Origin of the sequence: Qipengyuania zhejiangensis (assembly GCF_035607565.1) — a bacterium.
Taxonomy (GTDB): domain Bacteria; phylum Pseudomonadota; class Alphaproteobacteria; order Sphingomonadales; family Sphingomonadaceae; genus Qipengyuania; species Qipengyuania zhejiangensis.
In genome coordinates, this window is the sequence record NZ_JAYKGO010000001.1 from 1,203,780 (window position 1) to 1,221,039 (window position 17,260).

Annotated in this window: 19 protein-coding genes; 15 read left to right on the forward strand and 4 right to left on the reverse strand. The window is 62.3% G+C overall.

The features are described from left to right. Positions 1-17: 17 nt before the first annotated feature. From VR863_RS05770 to VR863_RS05790, 5 genes are all read left to right on the forward strand, one after another. Complete coding sequence (locus VR863_RS05770; RefSeq protein ID WP_324827483.1) at positions 18-443, forward strand: phage holin family protein; 426 nt, start codon at positions 18-20, stop codon at positions 441-443. After that, positions 443-784, forward strand: a complete 342-nt coding sequence (locus VR863_RS05775; RefSeq protein ID WP_324827484.1) for a hypothetical protein — start codon at positions 443-445, stop codon at positions 782-784. Before VR863_RS05770 ends, VR863_RS05775 begins: the two co-directional genes overlap by 1 nt. Positions 785-815: 31 nt before the next feature. Next, the gene (locus VR863_RS05780) at positions 816-1,349 is read left to right on the forward strand and encodes a hypothetical protein (RefSeq protein WP_324827485.1); all 534 of its coding nucleotides are present in this window, start codon (positions 816-818) and stop codon (positions 1,347-1,349) included. A gap of 107 nt (positions 1,350-1,456) precedes the next feature. After that, positions 1,457-1,687 carry a DUF4170 domain-containing protein gene (locus VR863_RS05785; RefSeq protein ID WP_324827486.1) on the forward strand — a complete coding sequence of 77 codons (231 nt, stop codon included), beginning with the start codon at positions 1,457-1,459 and terminating at the stop codon, positions 1,685-1,687. A gap of 11 nt (positions 1,688-1,698) precedes the next feature. Further along, positions 1,699-2,187, forward strand: coding sequence for a GNAT family N-acetyltransferase (locus VR863_RS05790; protein WP_324827488.1), 489 nt, complete (start codon positions 1,699-1,701; stop codon positions 2,185-2,187). A 29-nt stretch (positions 2,188-2,216) separates the two neighbouring features. Here the strand turns inward: VR863_RS05790 and greA are convergent, their stop codons facing one another. The 3 genes from greA to carA all read right to left on the reverse strand — a co-directional run bounded on the left by greA (position 2,217) and on the right by carA (position 7,528). Then, entirely contained in the window at positions 2,217-2,684 is a 468-nt protein-coding gene (gene greA / locus VR863_RS05795; RefSeq protein ID WP_324827489.1) for a transcription elongation factor GreA, read from the reverse strand. Between the two features lie 112 nt (positions 2,685-2,796). Beyond that, positions 2,797-6,120, reverse strand: coding sequence for a carbamoyl-phosphate synthase large subunit (carB, locus tag VR863_RS05800; RefSeq protein WP_324827490.1), 3,324 nt, complete (start codon positions 6,118-6,120; stop codon positions 2,797-2,799). A gap of 223 nt (positions 6,121-6,343) precedes the next feature. Further along, positions 6,344-7,528: a glutamine-hydrolyzing carbamoyl-phosphate synthase small subunit gene (carA, locus tag VR863_RS05805; RefSeq protein ID WP_324827491.1), complete on the reverse strand. Its 1,185-nt coding sequence runs from the start codon at positions 7,526-7,528 to the stop codon at positions 6,344-6,346. Between the two features lie 152 nt (positions 7,529-7,680). Here carA and VR863_RS05810 point away from each other — a divergent pair, with 152 nt between their 5' ends. From VR863_RS05810 to VR863_RS05850, 9 genes are all read left to right on the forward strand, one after another. Continuing rightward, complete coding sequence (locus VR863_RS05810; RefSeq protein WP_324827492.1) at positions 7,681-8,133, forward strand: GatB/YqeY domain-containing protein; 453 nt, start codon at positions 7,681-7,683, stop codon at positions 8,131-8,133. After that, positions 8,130-8,831 carry a hypothetical protein gene (locus VR863_RS05815; RefSeq protein ID WP_324827493.1) on the forward strand — a complete coding sequence of 234 codons (702 nt, stop codon included), beginning with the start codon at positions 8,130-8,132 and terminating at the stop codon, positions 8,829-8,831. The genes VR863_RS05810 and VR863_RS05815 overlap by 4 nt, the downstream gene beginning before the upstream one ends. A gap of 32 nt (positions 8,832-8,863) precedes the next feature. After that, positions 8,864-10,720 (forward strand): DNA primase, encoded by a 1,857-nt coding sequence (dnaG, locus tag VR863_RS05820; protein WP_324827494.1) that lies wholly within the window; start codon positions 8,864-8,866, stop codon positions 10,718-10,720. A gap of 53 nt (positions 10,721-10,773) precedes the next feature. Further along, a complete protein-coding gene (rpoD, locus tag VR863_RS05825) occupies positions 10,774-12,795 on the forward strand; it encodes an RNA polymerase sigma factor RpoD (protein ID WP_324827495.1) in 2,022 nt (673 codons plus the stop codon). A 74-nt stretch (positions 12,796-12,869) separates the two neighbouring features. Beyond that, positions 12,870-13,307 carry a ribose 5-phosphate isomerase B gene (rpiB, locus tag VR863_RS05830; protein WP_324827496.1) on the forward strand — a complete coding sequence of 146 codons (438 nt, stop codon included), beginning with the start codon at positions 12,870-12,872 and terminating at the stop codon, positions 13,305-13,307. 1 nt (position 13,308) lies between these two features. Next, positions 13,309-14,622, forward strand: coding sequence for a serine hydroxymethyltransferase (gene glyA / locus VR863_RS05835; protein WP_324827497.1), 1,314 nt, complete (start codon positions 13,309-13,311; stop codon positions 14,620-14,622). A 10-nt stretch (positions 14,623-14,632) separates the two neighbouring features. After that, positions 14,633-14,869: a hypothetical protein gene (locus VR863_RS05840; protein WP_324827498.1), complete on the forward strand. Its 237-nt coding sequence runs from the start codon at positions 14,633-14,635 to the stop codon at positions 14,867-14,869. Further along, a complete protein-coding gene (nrdR, locus tag VR863_RS05845; RefSeq protein ID WP_324827499.1) occupies positions 14,870-15,334 on the forward strand; it encodes a transcriptional regulator NrdR in 465 nt (154 codons plus the stop codon). Continuing rightward, entirely contained in the window at positions 15,327-16,049 is a 723-nt protein-coding gene (locus tag VR863_RS05850) for an RNA methyltransferase (RefSeq protein ID WP_324827500.1), read from the forward strand. The genes nrdR and VR863_RS05850 overlap by 8 nt, the downstream gene beginning before the upstream one ends. Here the strand turns inward: VR863_RS05850 and VR863_RS05855 are convergent. Then, positions 16,039-16,350 (reverse strand): chorismate mutase, encoded by a 312-nt coding sequence (locus VR863_RS05855; protein WP_324827501.1) that lies wholly within the window; start codon positions 16,348-16,350, stop codon positions 16,039-16,041. The two genes, VR863_RS05850 and VR863_RS05855, sit on opposite strands and share 11 nt — an antisense overlap. Before the next feature lie 222 nt (positions 16,351-16,572). On the opposite strand from VR863_RS05855, the gene rpsD reads away from it, so the two are divergent. Beyond that, a complete protein-coding gene (gene rpsD, locus VR863_RS05860; protein WP_324827502.1) occupies positions 16,573-17,187 on the forward strand; it encodes a 30S ribosomal protein S4 in 615 nt (204 codons plus the stop codon). Positions 17,188-17,260: the final 73 nt, after the last annotated feature.

A 17,260-nucleotide genomic window follows, 5' to 3' on the forward strand; every position in this document is an offset into this window, starting at 1 on the left:
GCTGACAGGGGATTTTGATGCGGGAAGATGAAGGCGGACAGTCCGCGGACTATGTCGGTCCGCTCGACCTGCCCGACGAACATGAGCCTTACGAACACGATGCCGCCAGCGACGAACCGTCGCTGGCGGACGAAGTCTTCGCACTGATCGACGACGGCAAGACCTATGCCGAAGCCGAGCTGGCTTTCCAGAAGAGCCGGGCTGCGTTCGCCGCCAATCGGTTGAAGGGCGCGGTCGCGTTTGCGCTTGGCGCGTTCGGCGTCTTCCACCTCGCGCTCATTGCGGGAACGGTGGGGGTTGTCCTGGCGCTGGTCCCTATTGTCGGGCCGTGGTTTGCCACGGCCATCGTGACCGTCGCTCTTATTGGCGCGGGTCTGATTCTGCTGAAGTTGCTGAAGGACCGGATCGACGACATCCGATCCGCGTTCGAGGATGACGAATAATGGCTGACCGGCGTGCGCGCATGGTGGAATACAGGTATCTGCGCGATTCCGCGCGGGCCCTGGTAGAAGCCGATATCGATCATCTGAAAACGGGTCTTTCCCAAAAGGGCTTCGCCGCACGGGCGGTGGACAGGGTCAAGACCGGTGCGCTCGACATTTACGACGAGGCGGTCGATGTCGCGGAAGACAACAAGGGTGCGCTGGCCGCGCTATTGGCGGCGATCCTTGTCTGGTTTGCGCGCAACCCGATCCTGTCGATCTTCGGAATTGGCGAGGACGAGGACGACATGGCGCATGAGCGCGACGAAACGGCGGAACGTATAGACCCCTACGACCGTTGATTTTTTGAACACGAATTTCCGGAGGATACCCATGGCCGACACAGCCCCGACCGACAACGTCACCCCGATCAGCGCCGACAGCAAGCTGACAGACGAACAGAAACGCGACCAGCTTCGCGCAAAAATCGAAGCCGGCGAACAGCGCAACGCAGACCGCACTTTTGCCGACCAGGCAAAGGAAGCGGCCGACACTGCGATCGATTTCACGCGCAAGCATCCGATTACCGTCATTGGCGGCGCGATCGCGGTTGGCCTTGCCATCGGAGCCATGACCCGTCCGGGTCGCAAGCTCGGGCGCCGTGGCGGCGTTCTCGCCACGCTCGCAGCGGAGGCCGCAATGGCCTACGGTGCGCGTTTCCTCGATGGCGCCGGCAATGCAGCGCAGCTTGCCGGTGACCGGCTCGAGGATTTCGGCGATACCGCCGCGACCACGGCGCGCGGCCTGCGCCGGGACGCGTCGCACCGTCTGGATGTTGCCGGAGACGTACTTCGCGCTTCGGGGCGCAAGGCAGCCCGCAAGGGTTCGCGCGCCGCACGGTCGATCAAGACACGCCTTCCCGGCTGATTATCGCATGTGAATACGAAGCCGTAGCGGCGCGACAGGGTTGCCTGTCGCGCCGCTTTCGTTATTGGCGCAGCCATTCCCTCCTCCCCGATACGGAAATTTGACCAATGGAAGAAAAAGAGAGCAAGCAGGCGCTCTACCTGGTGATGGGTGGCCGCGTCACCGATCCGCGCAGCGTTACCTTCGCCGATCCGGAAAGCCTGCACGTCGCAGGCGTCTACAGCACCTATGATGCGGCGGTCGATGCGTGGCGTGCAAACGCCCATCGCACGGTTGACGATGCCGAGATGAAATACGTGATCGTCCACCTGCACAAATTGCTCGATCCGGCGGGCTAAACCGCGCAGTTATGATCTACAGTCTGCGCCCTTATCGCGACGCGGATGCAGAGGATCTCGCCAGCGTCATCAAGGCCGCAATCGAGGACATCGGTCCCAGTGCCTATGCTGCAGACCAGGTCGCCGCATGGTCGGCACGCCATCCCGGCGCGGATCGGTTTCGCGAACGGGTGGCGGAAAACGATGCGATAATCGTCGCGGTCGACGGGGGCGACCGGCCCGTTGCGTACGTTCTGTTGCAACGTGACGGTCACCTCGATCATCTTTACAACCATCCCGCCCATACCCGGCGCGGACTGGCCGCGCGCTTGCTGGCCGAGGCGGAAACCCTTGCGCGCGCATGGGGCGCGCCCAGCTTATTCACCGAGGCGAGCGATCTTGCACGTCCGGCGTTCGAACGCGCAGGCTACATCATGGTCAGCAGGCGCGACTTTACCATCGAGCACGACGGGAAAGCGGTGCCGATCCACAATTGGGCGATGGTAAAACCGCTGGACTGACGAATGCCGGCAGATGCCGACACGTCCGATCAGATGAATTCGATCTTCTTGATCAGGTAGAACCGGTCACCCGACGGGACGGTCACTTCGATCTCGTCGTCGACCTGCTTGCCGATAAGCGCGCGGGCGATGGGCGAATTGTAGCTGATCCGCCCCTTGGCTGCGTCCGCTTCGGTCTGACCGACAATCTGATACTTCAACGGCTTTTCGTCCTCGTCGAGCAGAGTGACGGTTGCGCCGAAGATTACCTTGTCGCCGGAAAGCGTCGTCGGATCGATGATCTGCGCGCGGCTGACCTTGTCTTCGATATCGCCGATAAGCGCTTCCACCTGACCCTGCCGTTCCTTGGCAGCGTGGTATTCCGCGTTCTCCGAAAGATCGCCATGCGCGCGCGCTTCTTCAATCGCATCCACGATTTTCGGTCGCTCTGCGCGAAGGACCTTCAGATCCGCCGTGAGCTTTTCGTAGCCCTCGGCCAGCATTGGCACTTTTTCCATGGGGCCCCTTAATCCTTCCTGTTCAACCCCTTCGCGGACAATTCGAATACGGACCGCCAAGTGCGGATCCTGCCCTGTTCGAATGTCTGGAGGGGAAATGCGTTCGTTCTTGTCAGCTATAATAGTCTTGCAAGGAACGCACTTCAAGCTGGCTTGGCGAAACCTCCGCAATCGCCCGCGCCGCCGCCAGCGATGCCGCGGCAGTGGTGTAATACGGAAGCTTCTTTTCCAGCGCGCTCGCGCGGATGGATTGGCTGTCGAGCAGCGACTGCCAACCTTCGGTGGTGTTGAAGATCAACGCCACTTCGCCATCGATGATCGCGTCCACGATATGCGGCCGCCCTTCGGCAACCTTGTTGACGCGTTCCACGTTCAGCCCCTGATCCGTCAGGAATTTCTGGGTGCCGCCGGTTGCGATCACCTTGAACCCCTGATCGAGCAGCGTCTTGATCGCGGGCAGGATCACGTCCTTGTCGCTGTCCTTCACGGACACGAACAAGGTGCCTTCACGCGGAAGGTTCATGCCCGCCCCCAGCTGGGATTTGAGGAAGGCGGCGGGGAAATCGCAATCGATCCCCATCACTTCGCCGGTCGACTTCATTTCTGGCGACAGGATGGGATCGGAACCCGGGAACCGGCTGAACGGGAACACCGCTTCCTTGACCGACATATGCTTGGGCCGGATATTAAACGGCTCGAATTCGTGCAGGCCTTCGCCGGCCATCACGCGTGCGGCGATCTTGGCCACGGGCCGGCCGATGGCCTTGGCCACGAACGGCACCGTGCGGCTGGCGCGCGGGTTCACTTCGATCAGATAGACATCGCCATCCTTCACCGCGAACTGGACGTTCATCAGGCCGCGTACCTGAAGCGCTTTCGCCAGAGCTTCCGCCTGGCGCTCCATCTCGGCAATCACGTCGTCGGGCAGGCTGTAAGGCGGCAGCGTGCAGGCGCTGTCACCCGAATGGACGCCCGCTTCCTCGATATGCTGCATCACGCCGGCAATGCGCACTTCGAAACCGTCGGAAATGACATCCACGTCGCATTCGACCGCATCGCGCAGGTACTGGTCAACCAGCACGGGGCTGTCGCCCGATACGTTCACCGCCGTGGCGATGTAATCATCGAGCTGCGCTTCGCTGTCGACGATTTCCATGGCGCGGCCACCCAACACGTAGCTTGGGCGCAGCAGCACCGGATACCCGATGCTGCGCGCCACGGCGGCGGCTTCGTCGCGGCTGCGGGCGATGCCGTTTTCCGGCTGCATCAGTTTCAGCTTGCCGACCAGCTTGGCAAAGCGTTCGCGATCTTCGGCAAGGTCGATCGCGTCCGGGCTGGTGCCTAGGATCGGCACGCCTTCGCGTTCCAGCGCGGCGGCAAGTTTCAGCGGGGTCTGGCCGCCGAACTGCACGATCACGCCAACGACTTCACCCTTCGACATTTCGACGCGCAGGATTTCCAGCACGTCTTCTTCGGTCAGAGGTTCGAAATAGAGCCGGTCCGACGTGTCGTAATCGGTCGAAACCGTTTCCGGGTTGCAATTGACCATGATCGTTTCGAAGCCGGCTTCGGCCAGCGCGAAACACGCGTGGACGCAGCAATAGTCGAACTCGATGCCCTGCCCGATGCGGTTTGGTCCGCCACCCAGGATGACAATCTTCTTGCGATCAGAAGGATCGGCTTCATCTTCCGGTTCGCCGAAGCTGGGCGCTTCGTACGTGGAATACATGTACGGCGTTACCGCTTCGAATTCCGCCGCGCAGCTGTCGATCCGCTTGAACACCGGATAGACGCCCAGCTTGTGGCGCAGGGCGCGCACTTCCTGTTCGCTGGTGGCCCCGGCCATGGCGCGAAGTGCATCGTGCAGCAGCCCCGAACGCTTCGCCTGGGTTTCCCCCAGACCGCCCGCGACACCCACCGATCGCACCGCCAGCGTGGCGAGGCGCCGGTCGGAAAAGCCCATGGCCTTGAGCCGGCGCATTTCGGTTTCGGTATTCGGCAGGCCGTTGTGGCCGATCATGCTTTCTTCGTAGATGATCGCTTCGATCTGGCGCAGGAACCACGGGTCGAACCCGGTGATCGGCTGGATTTCCTCTACCGTCAGCCCTTCGCGGAAAGCCTGTGCGATCCGCAGGATACGGTCGGGCGTGCGCTGGCTGAGGGCGGCGTTGATCTTGTCCTTCGCCACGCCTTCCAGTTCGGGCACGCGGTTGAACCCGTCCAGCCCGGTTTCCAGACCGCGCAGGGCCTTCTGCATCGATTCGGCGAAACACCGACCGATGGCCATGACTTCGCCAACCGACTTCATCGCGGTAGACAATTCGGCCTTGGCGCCCTTGAATTTCTCGAACGCGAACCGCGGGATTTTCGTGACCACGTAGTCGATCGTCGGTTCGAAACTGGCGGGGGTCGCCCCGGTGATCTCGTTCTGGATTTCGTCGAGCGTGTAGCCCACTGCCAGCTTCGCCGCGACGCGGGCGATCGGGAAGCCGGTGGCCTTCGACGCCAGGGCGGACGAGCGCGACACGCGCGGGTTCATTTCGATCACGATCAGGCGGCCATCGACGGGATTGACCGCGAACTGCACGTTTGATCCGCCGGTCTCCACACCGATTTCGCGCAGCACATCGATGCTGGCGGTCCGCATGATCTGGTATTCTTTATCAGTCAGCGTCAGCGCCGGGGCGACGGTGATGGAATCGCCCGTGTGCACGCCCATCGGATCGACGTTTTCGATCGAGCAGATGATGATGCAATTGTCCTTGCGGTCGCGCACCACCTCCATTTCGAATTCCTTCCAACCGAGGAGCGATTCCTCGATCAGGACTTCGGTGGTGGGGGATGCGTCGAGGCCTTCGCGCACGATCCGCTCGAACTCCGCCTTGTTGTAGGCGATGCCCCCGCCCGTGCCGCCCAGCGTGAAGCTGGGGCGGATGATGGAAGGCAGTCCGGTGCGTTCCAGCACAGCATAGGCATCGTCGACCGAATGCGCGATGCCGCTGCGCGCGCTTTCGAGGCCGATCTTGTCCATCGCCTCGCGGAATTTCTGGCGGTCCTCGGCCTTGTCGATGGCTTCGGCATCGGCGCCGATCATCTGGACGCCGTATTTCTCGAGCGTACCGTCCTTGTCCAGGGCAAGCGCGCAGTTGAGCGCCGTCTGCCCGCCCATCGTCGGCAGCACCGCATCGGGACGTTCTTTCGCGATGATCTTGGCGACGATTTCGGGCGTGATCGGCTCGATATAGGTCGCGTCCGCCATATCCGGATCGGTCATGATCGTGGCGGGGTTGGAGTTGACCAGAATGACCCGGTAGCCCTCCTCCTTCAGCGCCTTGATCGCCTGCGTGCCGGAATAGTCGAACTCGCACGCTTGGCCGATAATGATCGGGCCGGCGCCAATGACGAGAATCGAGGATATGTCAGTGCGTTTGGGCATTAAAGGTGCTTTCTCGCCAGTTCCGCAAGCTGTTCGATGGCATCTTTGCTGAGACGCAAAGTTTGTGAGACCTTCCCAGGTATTTCCCTGTCAGCCGAACCCATCGTATTGATTTGGAGGAACTTCTCGCCGTTTTGGCCTCGGATGGACCAACCTCCGTACGTCTGTGAATGACGAGCATTCGCTTTGAGATCGAGCTCTTCGAATTTCCGGATTATCGCCATTAGCTCTCTCCAAGCCCCCCCACGAATTTCTCGAACAGATAGAAGCTGTCCTGCGGGCCGGGGCTTGCCTCGGGATGATACTGCACCCCGAACGCCTTCTTGCCCTTGATGCTGATCCCGCAATTGGTGCCGTCGAACAGCGACACGTGCGTTTGCTCCACATTATCCGGCAGGGTGTCCACATCGACCGCGAAGCCGTGGTTCATGCTGGTAATCTCGACGAGGCCCTCGCTCTCACCCCATCCGCCGCCGACGCGCTGCACGGGGTGGTTGGCGCCGCGGTGGCCCTGGAACATCTTGGCGGTCTTTGCGCCAGCCGCCAGGCCAAGCATCTGGTGGCCGAGGCAGATGCCGAACAGCGGCACGTCCGCATCCAGCAGGCCCTTGATCACCGGAACCGCATATTCGCCCGTCGCCGCCGGATCGCCCGGGCCGTTCGACAGGAACACGCCGTCCGGCTTCAGCGCCATGATCGCGTCCAGCGAAGTGCGCGCGGGAACGACCGTTACCTTGGCCCCCGCCTTCACAAGATTGCGGAAGATGTTGTCCTTGGCGCCGAAGTCCATCGCCACCACGTGCGGTTTGTTCGCCCCTCCCTGCGTATAACCGAAGCCCAGCTTCCACTGGCCGCCGTCCCATTCCTCGTTCCCGTCACGGGTGACGCCCGGAACCAGGTCCAGCCCTTCGAGGCCCGACCATTCGGCCGCCTGTTTCTTCAGGGCTTTCAGGTCGAATTCGCCGCGCGGGCTGTGGGCGATTACCGCGTTCGGCGCGCCATTGGTGCGGATGCGGCGCGTCAGCGCGCGGGTATCGACACCCGACAGGCCGATCTTGCCGTGCGCCGTCATCCATTCGACAAATTCCTGCTGGGCGCGGAAATTGGATTGCGGGGTCACTTCCTGCCGCACGATGCAGCCGACCGCGCCTAGGCCGCGGCTTTCGTGATCTTCCTCGTTCGCGCCGACGTTGCCGATGTGCGGGAAGGTGAAGGTGACGATCTGGCTGTCATAGGAGGGATCGGTCATTACCTCCTGATATCCGGTCATCGCCGTGTTGAAGCAGACTTCGCCGACGGCCGAACCGGTCGCCCCGAAGCCCTTGCCCCAGATACAGGTTCCGTCGGCAAGAACGAGGACTCCCGTCGCGCCTTTGGGTTGCGCGTGCGAGAATGCGGGCAGGGCCATTGTGGGCTCTCCGAGTCAGGGGTTTTCCGGCGATGTCGCTAAGCCGTGGCCGCTATAGGTGTGGCCGCGTCCCGTCAAGCGCAACACTTGGCTTTGCGGCAGCTTCCCCTACATGAGGCATCAACCATCCACAGATTAGGTTACGAGACCCCATGCTCCGCGAAAAGATCCAGACCGAGACCGTCACCGCCATGAAGGCCAAGGACAAGGAACGCACCGCCGCGCTCCGTCTGATCGGCGCCAAGATCAAGGATCGCGACATCGAGCTGCGCACCTCGGACAAGAAGCCCGACGATGACGAGATGGTGACCGACGTGCTGCTCAAGATGGCAAAACAGCGCCGCGAATCGATCGAAATGTACGAAGACGGCGGCCGGCAGGAACTGGCGGACAAGGAAAAGGCCGAACTGGCCGTGATCGAGGAATTCCTGCCCAGGCAGATGAGCGAGGATGAAACCCGCGCCGCCATCGGTGCGATCAAGGCCGATCTTGCTGCTGACGGCATGAAGGACATGGGCCGCGTGATGGCCGAATTGAAATCCCGCCACGGCGCCACGCTCGACATGAGCAAGGCCAGCGGTCTGGTGAAGGAAGCGCTGTCGTGAAACGTATCGTTTTCGCCCTGCCCGCGCTGGCGATGATGGCCGCTTGCGGCGAACCTGCCCCCCAGCCCGAACCGACGCCCACTGCCACGGTCGCCGCGCCGCGCAACCTGGTGGCTGCGGACCTCGATATTTCGGCTCTCGGTGCGCGTATCGTCGGCCCGCAAGGTCCCGAGGTGGAAACCGTGCTGAGCGCGGGCAACCGCCAGGTGGGGCTGATGACCAGCTTCGTCGCGTGTCCCGAAGGCACGCAGGAATGTGTGCCCGGCGCCATGCCCGAAGGCACGGTGTACACCTACGTCCACCGCGTGACCCTGGCCGATGTAGACGACGGCGCAGAAGAACAGCCGCAGCCGGAAGACGGGCCGGAAGTCGCCGAGGCACCGCCCACCTTGTTCCGCACCACGCACAAGGCGCATGGGTTCACCGGCGCGCTGGGTTACACTAGCGCCGAAGCCGCGACCGCGCTTGGCAGCCCCGACGCCCTGACGACCACGCTCGATAACGGACACATTATCTGGCGCGTGACCAGCGGCGAAGGATGGCAACCGGGTGCTACGATCACCTTCTGGTGGCAATCCACGATGCCGCCCGCCGGTCCGGCCGACGCCTATCTGCTGGAAGTGGACGGCAACCAGTCGATTGCCCGCGGCCCGTTTCCGGCCGAAGAAAAAGCGGCAACCGCGAAACGGGTGAACTAGCGGTCATGGCCCTGCCGCGATAGGAAAGGCCAATGGCCCTTTCACCCCAATGGCTGGACGAATTGCGAATGCGGACCACGCTGTCCGCCGTGATTGGCCGTACCACGCGGCTGACCAAGGCAGGGCGTGAATTCAAGGCCTGCTGCCCGTTCCACAACGAAAAGACGCCCAGCTTCTACGTCAACGACGAGAAGGGCTTTTACCACTGCTTCGGGTGCGAAGCGCATGGCGATGCCATCCGCTGGCTGACCGACCAGCGCGGGATGCCCTTCATGGACGCGGTGAAGGAACTGGCCGCAGAAGCCGGGATGGAAGTGCCCGCCGCCGATCCGCGGTCCGCAGAACGCGCCGAAAAACGGGCCAGCCTGCACGATGTGACCGCTGCGGCGCAGGAATGGTTCGCCGCCAATTTGCGCGGGGCCGAGGGGGCCGCCGCCCGTGCCTACCTCGGGCGTCGCGGGTTCAACGAAGCGATCGTGCGCGAATTCGGCTTCGGCTTCGCGCCCGAGGACCGACAATCGCTCAAACGCGCGCTCGGTCGGTACGAAGAACCGATGCTGATCGAAGCTGGAATGCGCATCACGGTCGAGGACAAGGAACCGTACGACCGGTTCCGCAATCGCCTGATGCTGCCAATCCACGATACCCGCGGGCGGGTGATCGCCTTCGGTGGCCGTATCCTCGACGCCGAAGCGAACCCCAAGGCCCCGAAATACCTCAACAGCCCGGACACGCCGCTGTTTGACAAGGGGCGCACGCTTTACAATCTGCACCGGGCCGCACCGGCGGCGCGCCAGTCCGGCCGGATAATCGTGGTCGAAGGCTACATGGATGCCATTGCGCTGGCCAACGCAGGCATTGCCGAAGCGGTCGCCCCGCTGGGCACGGCGTTGACCGAAAACCAGATCGAGCTGCTTTGGCGCCAGGTCGAACGGCCGATCTTGTGCTTCGACGGGGACAACGCGGGTCAACGCGCCGCGATGCGTGCGATCGCCCGTGCGCTCCCGATGCTGCGGCCCGCGCATTCGCTGTCCATCGTCCGCCTTCCGGCTGGGATGGACCCCGACGATCTGATCAGGGAACAGGGCGTCGGAGCGATCGAGCGTCTGCTGGCAGAACCTTCAAGCCTACTCGACACCTTGTGGGACTTCGAGAAAGCGGCCGGTCCGCTCGATTCGCCGGAAGACAAGGCCGGACTGAAAGCCCGCTTGCTCGCCCACGTAGAGACAATCCAGGACCCCGATATCCGCTCGCTGTACAAGCGCGAACTGCTCGAGAGGTTTTCCAGTTTCGCCTTTCCGCCCCGCCCGCAGCGCGAATTCAAACCGCGCACGCCGTGGAAAAAAGGCGATTGGCGCCAGCCCAATCCCACGCTCGCCCCCGAAGTGGCCGACCGGCTGAGGCGTACCATGGCCGGCGGCGCGCGCGACGCCTTCACCCGCGCCGTCATAGCGGGGCTGGTCCGTTTCCCGGACCAGATCGTTCGCCACGAACAGGCCCTTTCGGATTATGCGCGTCGTGACCAAAATGTCGGTCCGACGATAGATTTGCTGCTGGAAGCGGTAGAGGCGCTTGATTTACCCGACCAATCGCCCATATCGCTAGTTCAGGGCCTTCCCGCCCCACCCGAGAAAGCTCATTTCGCCTTTCTAGATGAAGGCATCGACCCGGGTGATGCGCGCGAGGATCTGGCCGAAGCCGTGTCGTTGCTGGTCGAAAGGCCCGCGCTTGAATCCGCGCTCGCGGAGGCTACAGCGCGTTTCGAACGCGACCCGGAAGGTTCTATCGCCGAACAGGCACGATTGCGCGAGCGGTTGCTGGCCCTTAACGAGCGGTTGAAGCTTTTCGGTCGAAGGAAAGCTGCGGCGACGGACGAAACGGATTCATGATCGCTGTGGGGGCCGGCCCCGCTTCGATCGCAGGAACGGATTGACAAGAGTTTATGGCCACCAAGTCGAAGTCCACCGACAAGGACGACGCACCGCTGATCGATCTCAACGAGGCATCGATCAAGAAGCTCATCGCCAAGGCGAAGAAGCGCGGATACGTCACCTATGACGAATTGAACGACGCTCTGCCGCAGGGCGAAATGAGTTCGGACCAGATCGAGGATATCCAGTCGGCATTGTCCGACATGGGCGTGCAGATTGTCGAAAGCGACGACGAAGCGGAAAGCTCCGACGAAGCCGAGGTGGAGGAAATCGCTCCTTCCGCGACCGACGGCGGCGAGGAAAAGGCGGCCAAGAAGGTCGCCACCCCCACCCGCAAACTTGCCGCTGGCGAGCGTACCGATGATCCGGTTCGCATGTACCTGCGCGAAATGGGCGCTGTCGAACTGCTCAGCCGCGAAGGCGAAATTGCCATCGCCAAGCGCATCGAGGCTGGCCGCGACATGATGATCATCGGCCTGTGCCAGAGCCCGATCACGTTCCACGCCATCATCCAGTGGTCCGAAGCGCTGAACGCCGAGGAAATGCAGCTGCGCGAGATCCTCGATCTCGATGCGATGCTTTCCAAGGAACCGCCGGCAGACAAGATGACCGACGACGCCGAAGACGATGACGACGGCGAAATCTCGGAAGAAACCGCCGGCCCGTCGATTCGCGAGGATGACGACGAGGACGAGGACGAATCCGAGGACGGTGAAGAAGGCGAAGAAGGCTCTTCCAAGGACGACGAGGAAGAGGAAGAGGACAACACCATGTCCCTCGCCCAGATGGAAGCCGCGCTCAAGCCGGACGCCATCGAACGATTCGCCCGCATCACCGACCTGTTCCGCAAGTTCGAGAAACTGCAGGCCGAACGCGTCGACACGCTGGGCCGCGGAGACGCGTTCCCCGCCGCGAAGGAAAAGAAGTACGAAGCGTTGAGCGAACAGCTCACCGCCGAGGTCGAGAGTGTCCAGTTCCACGCGACCAAGATCGAATTCCTGGTCGACAATCTTTACGCCTTCAACCGTCGTCTGACGGCTCTGGGCGGCCAGATGCTTCGCCTTGCCGAACGCCACAAGGTCAAGCGCATCGACTTCCTCGAAGCCTATATCGGCAACGAGCTCGACGATGCATGGCTGCATGACCGGGTAAAGAAGGACAAGAAGTGGGCGGCCTTCGCCGAGAAGGAAGCCGATGCGGTCGAGCGCATTCGCGCCGAGATTACCGATATCGCCAGCCAGACCGGCATGAGCCTCGAAGAATTCCGCCGCATCGTGAACATGGTGCAGAAGGGCGAGCGTGAGGCACGCATCGCCAAGAAGGAAATGGTCGAGGCGAATCTGCGGCTCGTGATTTCCATCGCCAAGAAATACACCAACCGCGGTTTGCAGTTCCTCGACCTTATCCAGGAGGGCAACATTGGCCTGATGAAGGCGGTCGACAAGTTCGAATACCGCCGTGGGTACAAGTTCAGCACTTATGCAACCTGGTGGATTCGGCAGGCCATCACCCGTTCGATCGCCGACCAGGCCCGTACGATCCGTATTCCGGTCCACATGATCGAAACGATCAACAAGCTGGTCCGCTGTTCGCGGCAATTCCTGCACGACCAGGGCCGCGAACCGACACCCGAAGAGATGGCGGAAAAGCTTTCCATGCCGCTCGAGAAGGTTCGCAAGGTGATGAAGATCGCCAAGGAGCCGATCTCCCTCGAAACGCCGATCGGCGACGAGGAAGATTCGCATCTCGGCGACTTCATCGAAGACAAGAACGCGATCATCCCGGTCGACGCCGCAATTCAGGCCAACCTCAAGGAAACGGTTACCCGCGTCCTGGCCAGCCTGACCCCGCGTGAAGAGCGTGTGCTGCGTATGCGGTTCGGCATCGGCATGAACACCGACCATACCCTCGAGGAAGTCGGCCAGCAGTTCTCGGTTACCCGCGAACGCATCCGTCAGATCGAGGCCAAGGCGCTGCGCAAGCTCAAGCACCCGAGCCGCAGCCGCAAGATGCGTTCCTTCCTCGACCAGTAAATATTGCCGCTTTGCCGGTGATTTTCGGTTCGGCCCGCTGGCAATCAGCGGGCCGTTTCCGTATGGGCGACGCCATGCGTATCGCCATTGCCTCCGACCACGCCGCAATCGACCTCAAGGCCGAGCTGCGCGACTGGTTGATCGAACAGGGCCACGAGGTCGCGGACCTCGGCCCGGACACAGCAGACAGCGTCGATTATCCCGACTTCGGCTACAGGTTGGCGGCAGTCGTGGCCGACGGAACGGCTGAACGCGGCGTCGCCCTGTGCGGATCGGGAATCGGCATTTCGATCAGCGTCAATCGTAACCCGTCGGTTCGCTGCGCGCTGGTGTCGGAACCCCTGTCCGCTGCGCTTGCGCGCGAACACAACGATGCGAACTGCCTTGCAATGGGCGCCCGCCTGACCGGGATCGACATGGCCAAGGCCTGTCTCACCGCTTTTCTAGAAACCGAATTCGCCGGCGGCCGCCACCAGCGCCGCGTCGACAAACTCACCAATCCGGATATCTGACATGGCTACGCACCCCGCGAACTCGACCCGCGACCCGATGGACCGTTTCTGGCACGACACGCTGGCCGAAGCCGATCCCGAGATCTATTCCGCCGTCCGCAAGGAACTGGCCCGCCAGCAGGACAAGATCGAACTGATCGCGAGCGAGAACATCGCCTCCAGCGCAGTGCTGGAAGCTGCGGGCAGCGTGTTCACGAACAAGTACGCCGAAGGTTATCCCGGCAAGCGTTACTACGGCGGATGCGATTATGCGGATGTGGTCGAAACCCTCGCGATCGAACGGGCCAAACAGCTTTTCGGCTGCGAATACGCCAACGTGCAGCCCAATTCCGGCAGCCAGATGAACCAGGCCGTGTTCCTGGCTCTGCTGCAGCCGGGGGACACGTTCATGGGCCTCGACCTCAATTCGGGCGGGCACCTTACGCACGGATCGCCCGTTAACATGAGCGGGAAATGGTTCAATCCGGTCGGCTACGGCGTTCGCAAGGACGACGAACTGATCGACATGGACGCCGTCATGGCCACGGCACGCGAGCATAAGCCCAAGCTGATCATCGCCGGCGGCACCGCCTATTCCCGCGTGTGGGATTGGGAAGCCTTCCGCAAGGTGGCGGACGAAGTGGGCGCGATCCTCATGGTAGACATGAGCCACATCTCCGGCCTGGTTGCCGGCGGTGCGCACCCTTCCCCCTTCCCCCACGCCGACGTTGTCACGACGACCACACACAAGAGTCTGCGTGGACCGCGTTCAGGCGTTATCCTGTGGAACAGGGAAGATCTGACCAAGCCGCTCAACATGGCGGTGTTTCCCGGAATGCAGGGCGGCCCGCTGATGCATATCGTGGCTGCGAAAGCCGTCGCGTTCGGCGAAGCGCTGCGCCCCGATTTCAAGGACTACGCCGCACGCGTAGTGGCCAACGCCCGCGCATTGGCGGCAAGCCTCGAGAAAAACGGCCTGCGCGTGGTTTCGGGCGGGACCGATAACCATTCGATGCTGGTGGACCTCACCGCCAAGGACGTGACCGGCAAGGACGCGGAGAAAGGGCTCGATCGGGCCTGGCTCACCTGCAACAAGAACGGCATCCCCTACGACACGCGCAGCCCGTTCGTGACCAGCGGCATTCGCCTGGGCACTCCCGCCGGGACGACGCGTGGCTTCGGCCCGGATGAATTCACGAAGATTGGCGCGTTGATCGCCGAAGTGGTAGACGGGTTATCGCGCAACGGTGCGGAAGGCGACGGACAGTTCGAAGAACGTGTGCGCGGCAAGGTAGCCGAACTTTGCGCGGCCTTTCCCGTTTATCCGGGCCGCTGAGGAACTGACGATGACCGACCAGAATCCCGATCAAAATCCCGACCACCAGGACCATGACCTCATTCCCGATGCCCAGGACGAAGTGAAGGGCATGATGAAGCAGGGCCTTCAACACCCGTCCACCAAGCCGGTCCTCACCGGTGCCGCCATCGGCGCAGTGGTCGGTGGAATCCTGCCCGTCGTGTCTTGGCCCATTGGCCTCGTCGCAGGAGCCGGCTTTGCTCTCTACAAGCGCCTCCGCCCGTAAATGCGTTGCCCGTTCTGCGCCCATGACGACAGCCAGGTAAAAGACAGCCGCCCGACTGAGGACAGCACGTCCATCCGCCGCCGTCGGCAATGTTCCAGCTGCGGGGCGCGGTTCACCACATTCGAACGGGTCCAGTTGCGCGAAGTGACGGTCGTCAAATCCAACGATCGGCGCGAGCCGTTCGAGCGCAGCAAGCTGGAACAGTCGATCTCGCTCGCCTGTCGCAAGCGCGATGTTCCGCACGAACGGATCGAACGGCTGGTGTCTGGCATCCAGCGGCAGGTCGAAACCGCGGGCGATGCCGAAGTCGCATCGCAGCGGATTGGCGAAATGGTCATGAACGGGCTGCGCCAGATCGACAGCGTGGCCTATATCCGTTTTGCATCGGTTTATCGCGACTTCAGCGAAGCCCGCGATTTCGAGGAATTTGCCAGCACGGTGCAGGAGGCCGCCAAAGGTGGCTGAGGCACAAAAGCCCGTAATTGTCCTGATTCGTCCGCAGCTTGGTGAGAATATCGGCAAGGCGGCCCGCGCGATGCTGAATTTCGGCCTCGTCGAAATGCGGCTTGTCGAGCCGCGAGACGGGTGGCCAAATCCGGCCGCAGGTCCGGCGGCCGCCGGAGCTGATCTGGTCCTTGAAAAAGCGCAGGTTTTTTCGTCCACCGCCGAAGCGGTTGCCGATTGCGCGCATGTCTACGCCACCACTGTCCGCAAACGCGGGGTGACGAAGCCGGTTCTCACGCCCGAACAAGCGGCGCAGGAAATTAGCCGGAACGTGGGCCGAAGCGCGTTTCTGTTCGGACCCGAACGTTCGGGGCTGGAAACCGAGGACGTGGCCCTGGCGCGCGCGATTGTGACGGTGCCGATCAACCCCAGGTTCGGATCGCTCAACCTGGCACAGGCCGTCATCCTGTGCGCTTACGAATGGTCAAAATCGGCGGATCTGGTGCAACCGACGCAGGAAGACGTACTTCCGCCGGCACCGCAGGACGAGCTGGAAGGGTTGATCGCCCATCTGGAACGTATGCTGGAGCCCAAGGGCTACTTCATGCCTGAGGCGCGGGTGGAATCGACCCGGCGCACGCTGCGCGGTGTGTTGACCAAGCCCGCCTGGAATCACCTCGAAGTGCGAACGTTGCGCGGTGTCCTGTCGAGCCTGGAGCGTGAACCTAGGACGTGACGCGGTCCCACTCCTCCAGTTCGTAATCGATAGATGTTTCGACCAGAAGTTCCCAGATTTCCGCGATTTTCTCTGCGGGAAGCGACCGCTTCGCCGCATCGTCACGGGCGTTGGCAATCACCTCGGCCTTGCGGGCTTCGTCACGCACCACGTTGCGATCGGTCTTGATCCGCGCCGCGGCCCGCATGTAACCGAAACGCCGGTCAAGCAGCGCGACCAGTTCCCGGTCGGTCGCATCGACGCCGGTCCGGACGTCGCGCATATCGGTGCAATTTTCGGGCAGCTTGAATTCGTCGCTCATGGCCGCGCGCCCTGCCTCGGTTGGAGCCGCTTGTCGAGCGCCTATGTCGATGCTTGACCCATTGCCCAAAAATGCTAAGGCGCGCGCTCGCGAATTGGCTCCGCATCCCGGTGAAGCGGTAGCCGCGCATGATCTCTCGTCAGCTTGCCTGATGATCATGCGGTGCGGTGCCGGGTTGAATGGCTGCCGATGGGGCAGCCCAGCAAATTGAAGGAAAGACTTATGTCGAAGCGCAAAAGCGCCAAGTACAAACTCGACCGCCGGATGGGTGAAAACATCTGGGGTCGTCCCAATTCCCCGGTCAACAAGCGTTCGTACGGCCCCGGCCAGCACGGTCAGCGCCGCAAGGGCAAGACCAGCGACTTCGGCCTCCAGCTGCGCGCCAAGCAGAAGCTCAAGGGCTATTACGGTGACGTGACCGAAAAGCAGTTCAAGCGCACGTACACCGAAGCTTCGAAGATGAAGGGCGACACCGGTCAGAACCTGATCGGCCTGCTCGAGCAGCGCCTCGACATGGTCGTCTACCGTGCCAAGTTCGCACCGACGATCTTCTCGGCCCGTCAGGTCGTCAGCCACGGTCACATCTATGTGAACGGTGTGAAGTGCAACATCGCCTCGCGCCGCGTGAAGGTCGGCGACGTCATCAGCCTCGGCAGCAAGGCCAAGGAAATGGCGCTCGTGATCGAAGCGCAGAGCCTTCCCGAGCGTGACATTCCCGATTACGTCGCAACCGACGGCAACGACAAGGTGACCTTCACCCGCGTGCCGAAGCTCGACGAAGTGCCCTACCCGGTCACGATGGAACCGAACCTGGTCGTCGAATTCTATTCGCGCTGATCCGGTTTCGAACCGAATTACGAGAAGGGCGGTCCTGCGGGGCCGCCCTTTTTCGTTCCGGCTATCTGTTCGT

Coding starts and splice junctions, on each gene's coding strand:
- nrdR (WP_324827499.1), top strand. CDS start 14,870: ATGCGTTGCCCGTTCTGCGCCCATGACGACAGCCAGGTAAAAGACAGC.
- rpiB (WP_324827496.1), top strand. CDS start 12,870: ATGCGTATCGCCATTGCCTCCGACCACGCCGCAATCGACCTCAAGGCC.
- VR863_RS05785 (WP_324827486.1), top strand. CDS start 1,457: ATGGAAGAAAAAGAGAGCAAGCAGGCGCTCTACCTGGTGATGGGTGGC.
- VR863_RS05790 (WP_324827488.1), top strand. CDS start 1,699: ATGATCTACAGTCTGCGCCCTTATCGCGACGCGGATGCAGAGGATCTC.
- rpoD (WP_324827495.1), top strand. CDS start 10,774: ATGGCCACCAAGTCGAAGTCCACCGACAAGGACGACGCACCGCTGATC.
- VR863_RS05770 (WP_324827483.1), top strand. CDS start 18: ATGCGGGAAGATGAAGGCGGACAGTCCGCGGACTATGTCGGTCCGCTC.
- rpsD (WP_324827502.1), top strand. CDS start 16,573: ATGTCGAAGCGCAAAAGCGCCAAGTACAAACTCGACCGCCGGATGGGT.
- dnaG (WP_324827494.1), top strand. CDS start 8,864: ATGGCCCTTTCACCCCAATGGCTGGACGAATTGCGAATGCGGACCACG.
- carA (WP_324827491.1), bottom strand. CDS start 7,528: ATGGCCCTGCCCGCATTCTCGCACGCGCAACCCAAAGGCGCGACGGGA.
- carB (WP_324827490.1), bottom strand. CDS start 6,120: ATGCCCAAACGCACTGACATATCCTCGATTCTCGTCATTGGCGCCGGC.
- greA (WP_324827489.1), bottom strand. CDS start 2,684: ATGGAAAAAGTGCCAATGCTGGCCGAGGGCTACGAAAAGCTCACGGCG.
- VR863_RS05840 (WP_324827498.1), top strand. CDS start 14,633: ATGACCGACCAGAATCCCGATCAAAATCCCGACCACCAGGACCATGAC.
- glyA (WP_324827497.1), top strand. CDS start 13,309: ATGGCTACGCACCCCGCGAACTCGACCCGCGACCCGATGGACCGTTTC.
- VR863_RS05780 (WP_324827485.1), top strand. CDS start 816: ATGGCCGACACAGCCCCGACCGACAACGTCACCCCGATCAGCGCCGAC.
- VR863_RS05775 (WP_324827484.1), top strand. CDS start 443: ATGGCTGACCGGCGTGCGCGCATGGTGGAATACAGGTATCTGCGCGAT.
- VR863_RS05810 (WP_324827492.1), top strand. CDS start 7,681: ATGCTCCGCGAAAAGATCCAGACCGAGACCGTCACCGCCATGAAGGCC.
- VR863_RS05855 (WP_324827501.1), bottom strand. CDS start 16,350: ATGAGCGACGAATTCAAGCTGCCCGAAAATTGCACCGATATGCGCGAC.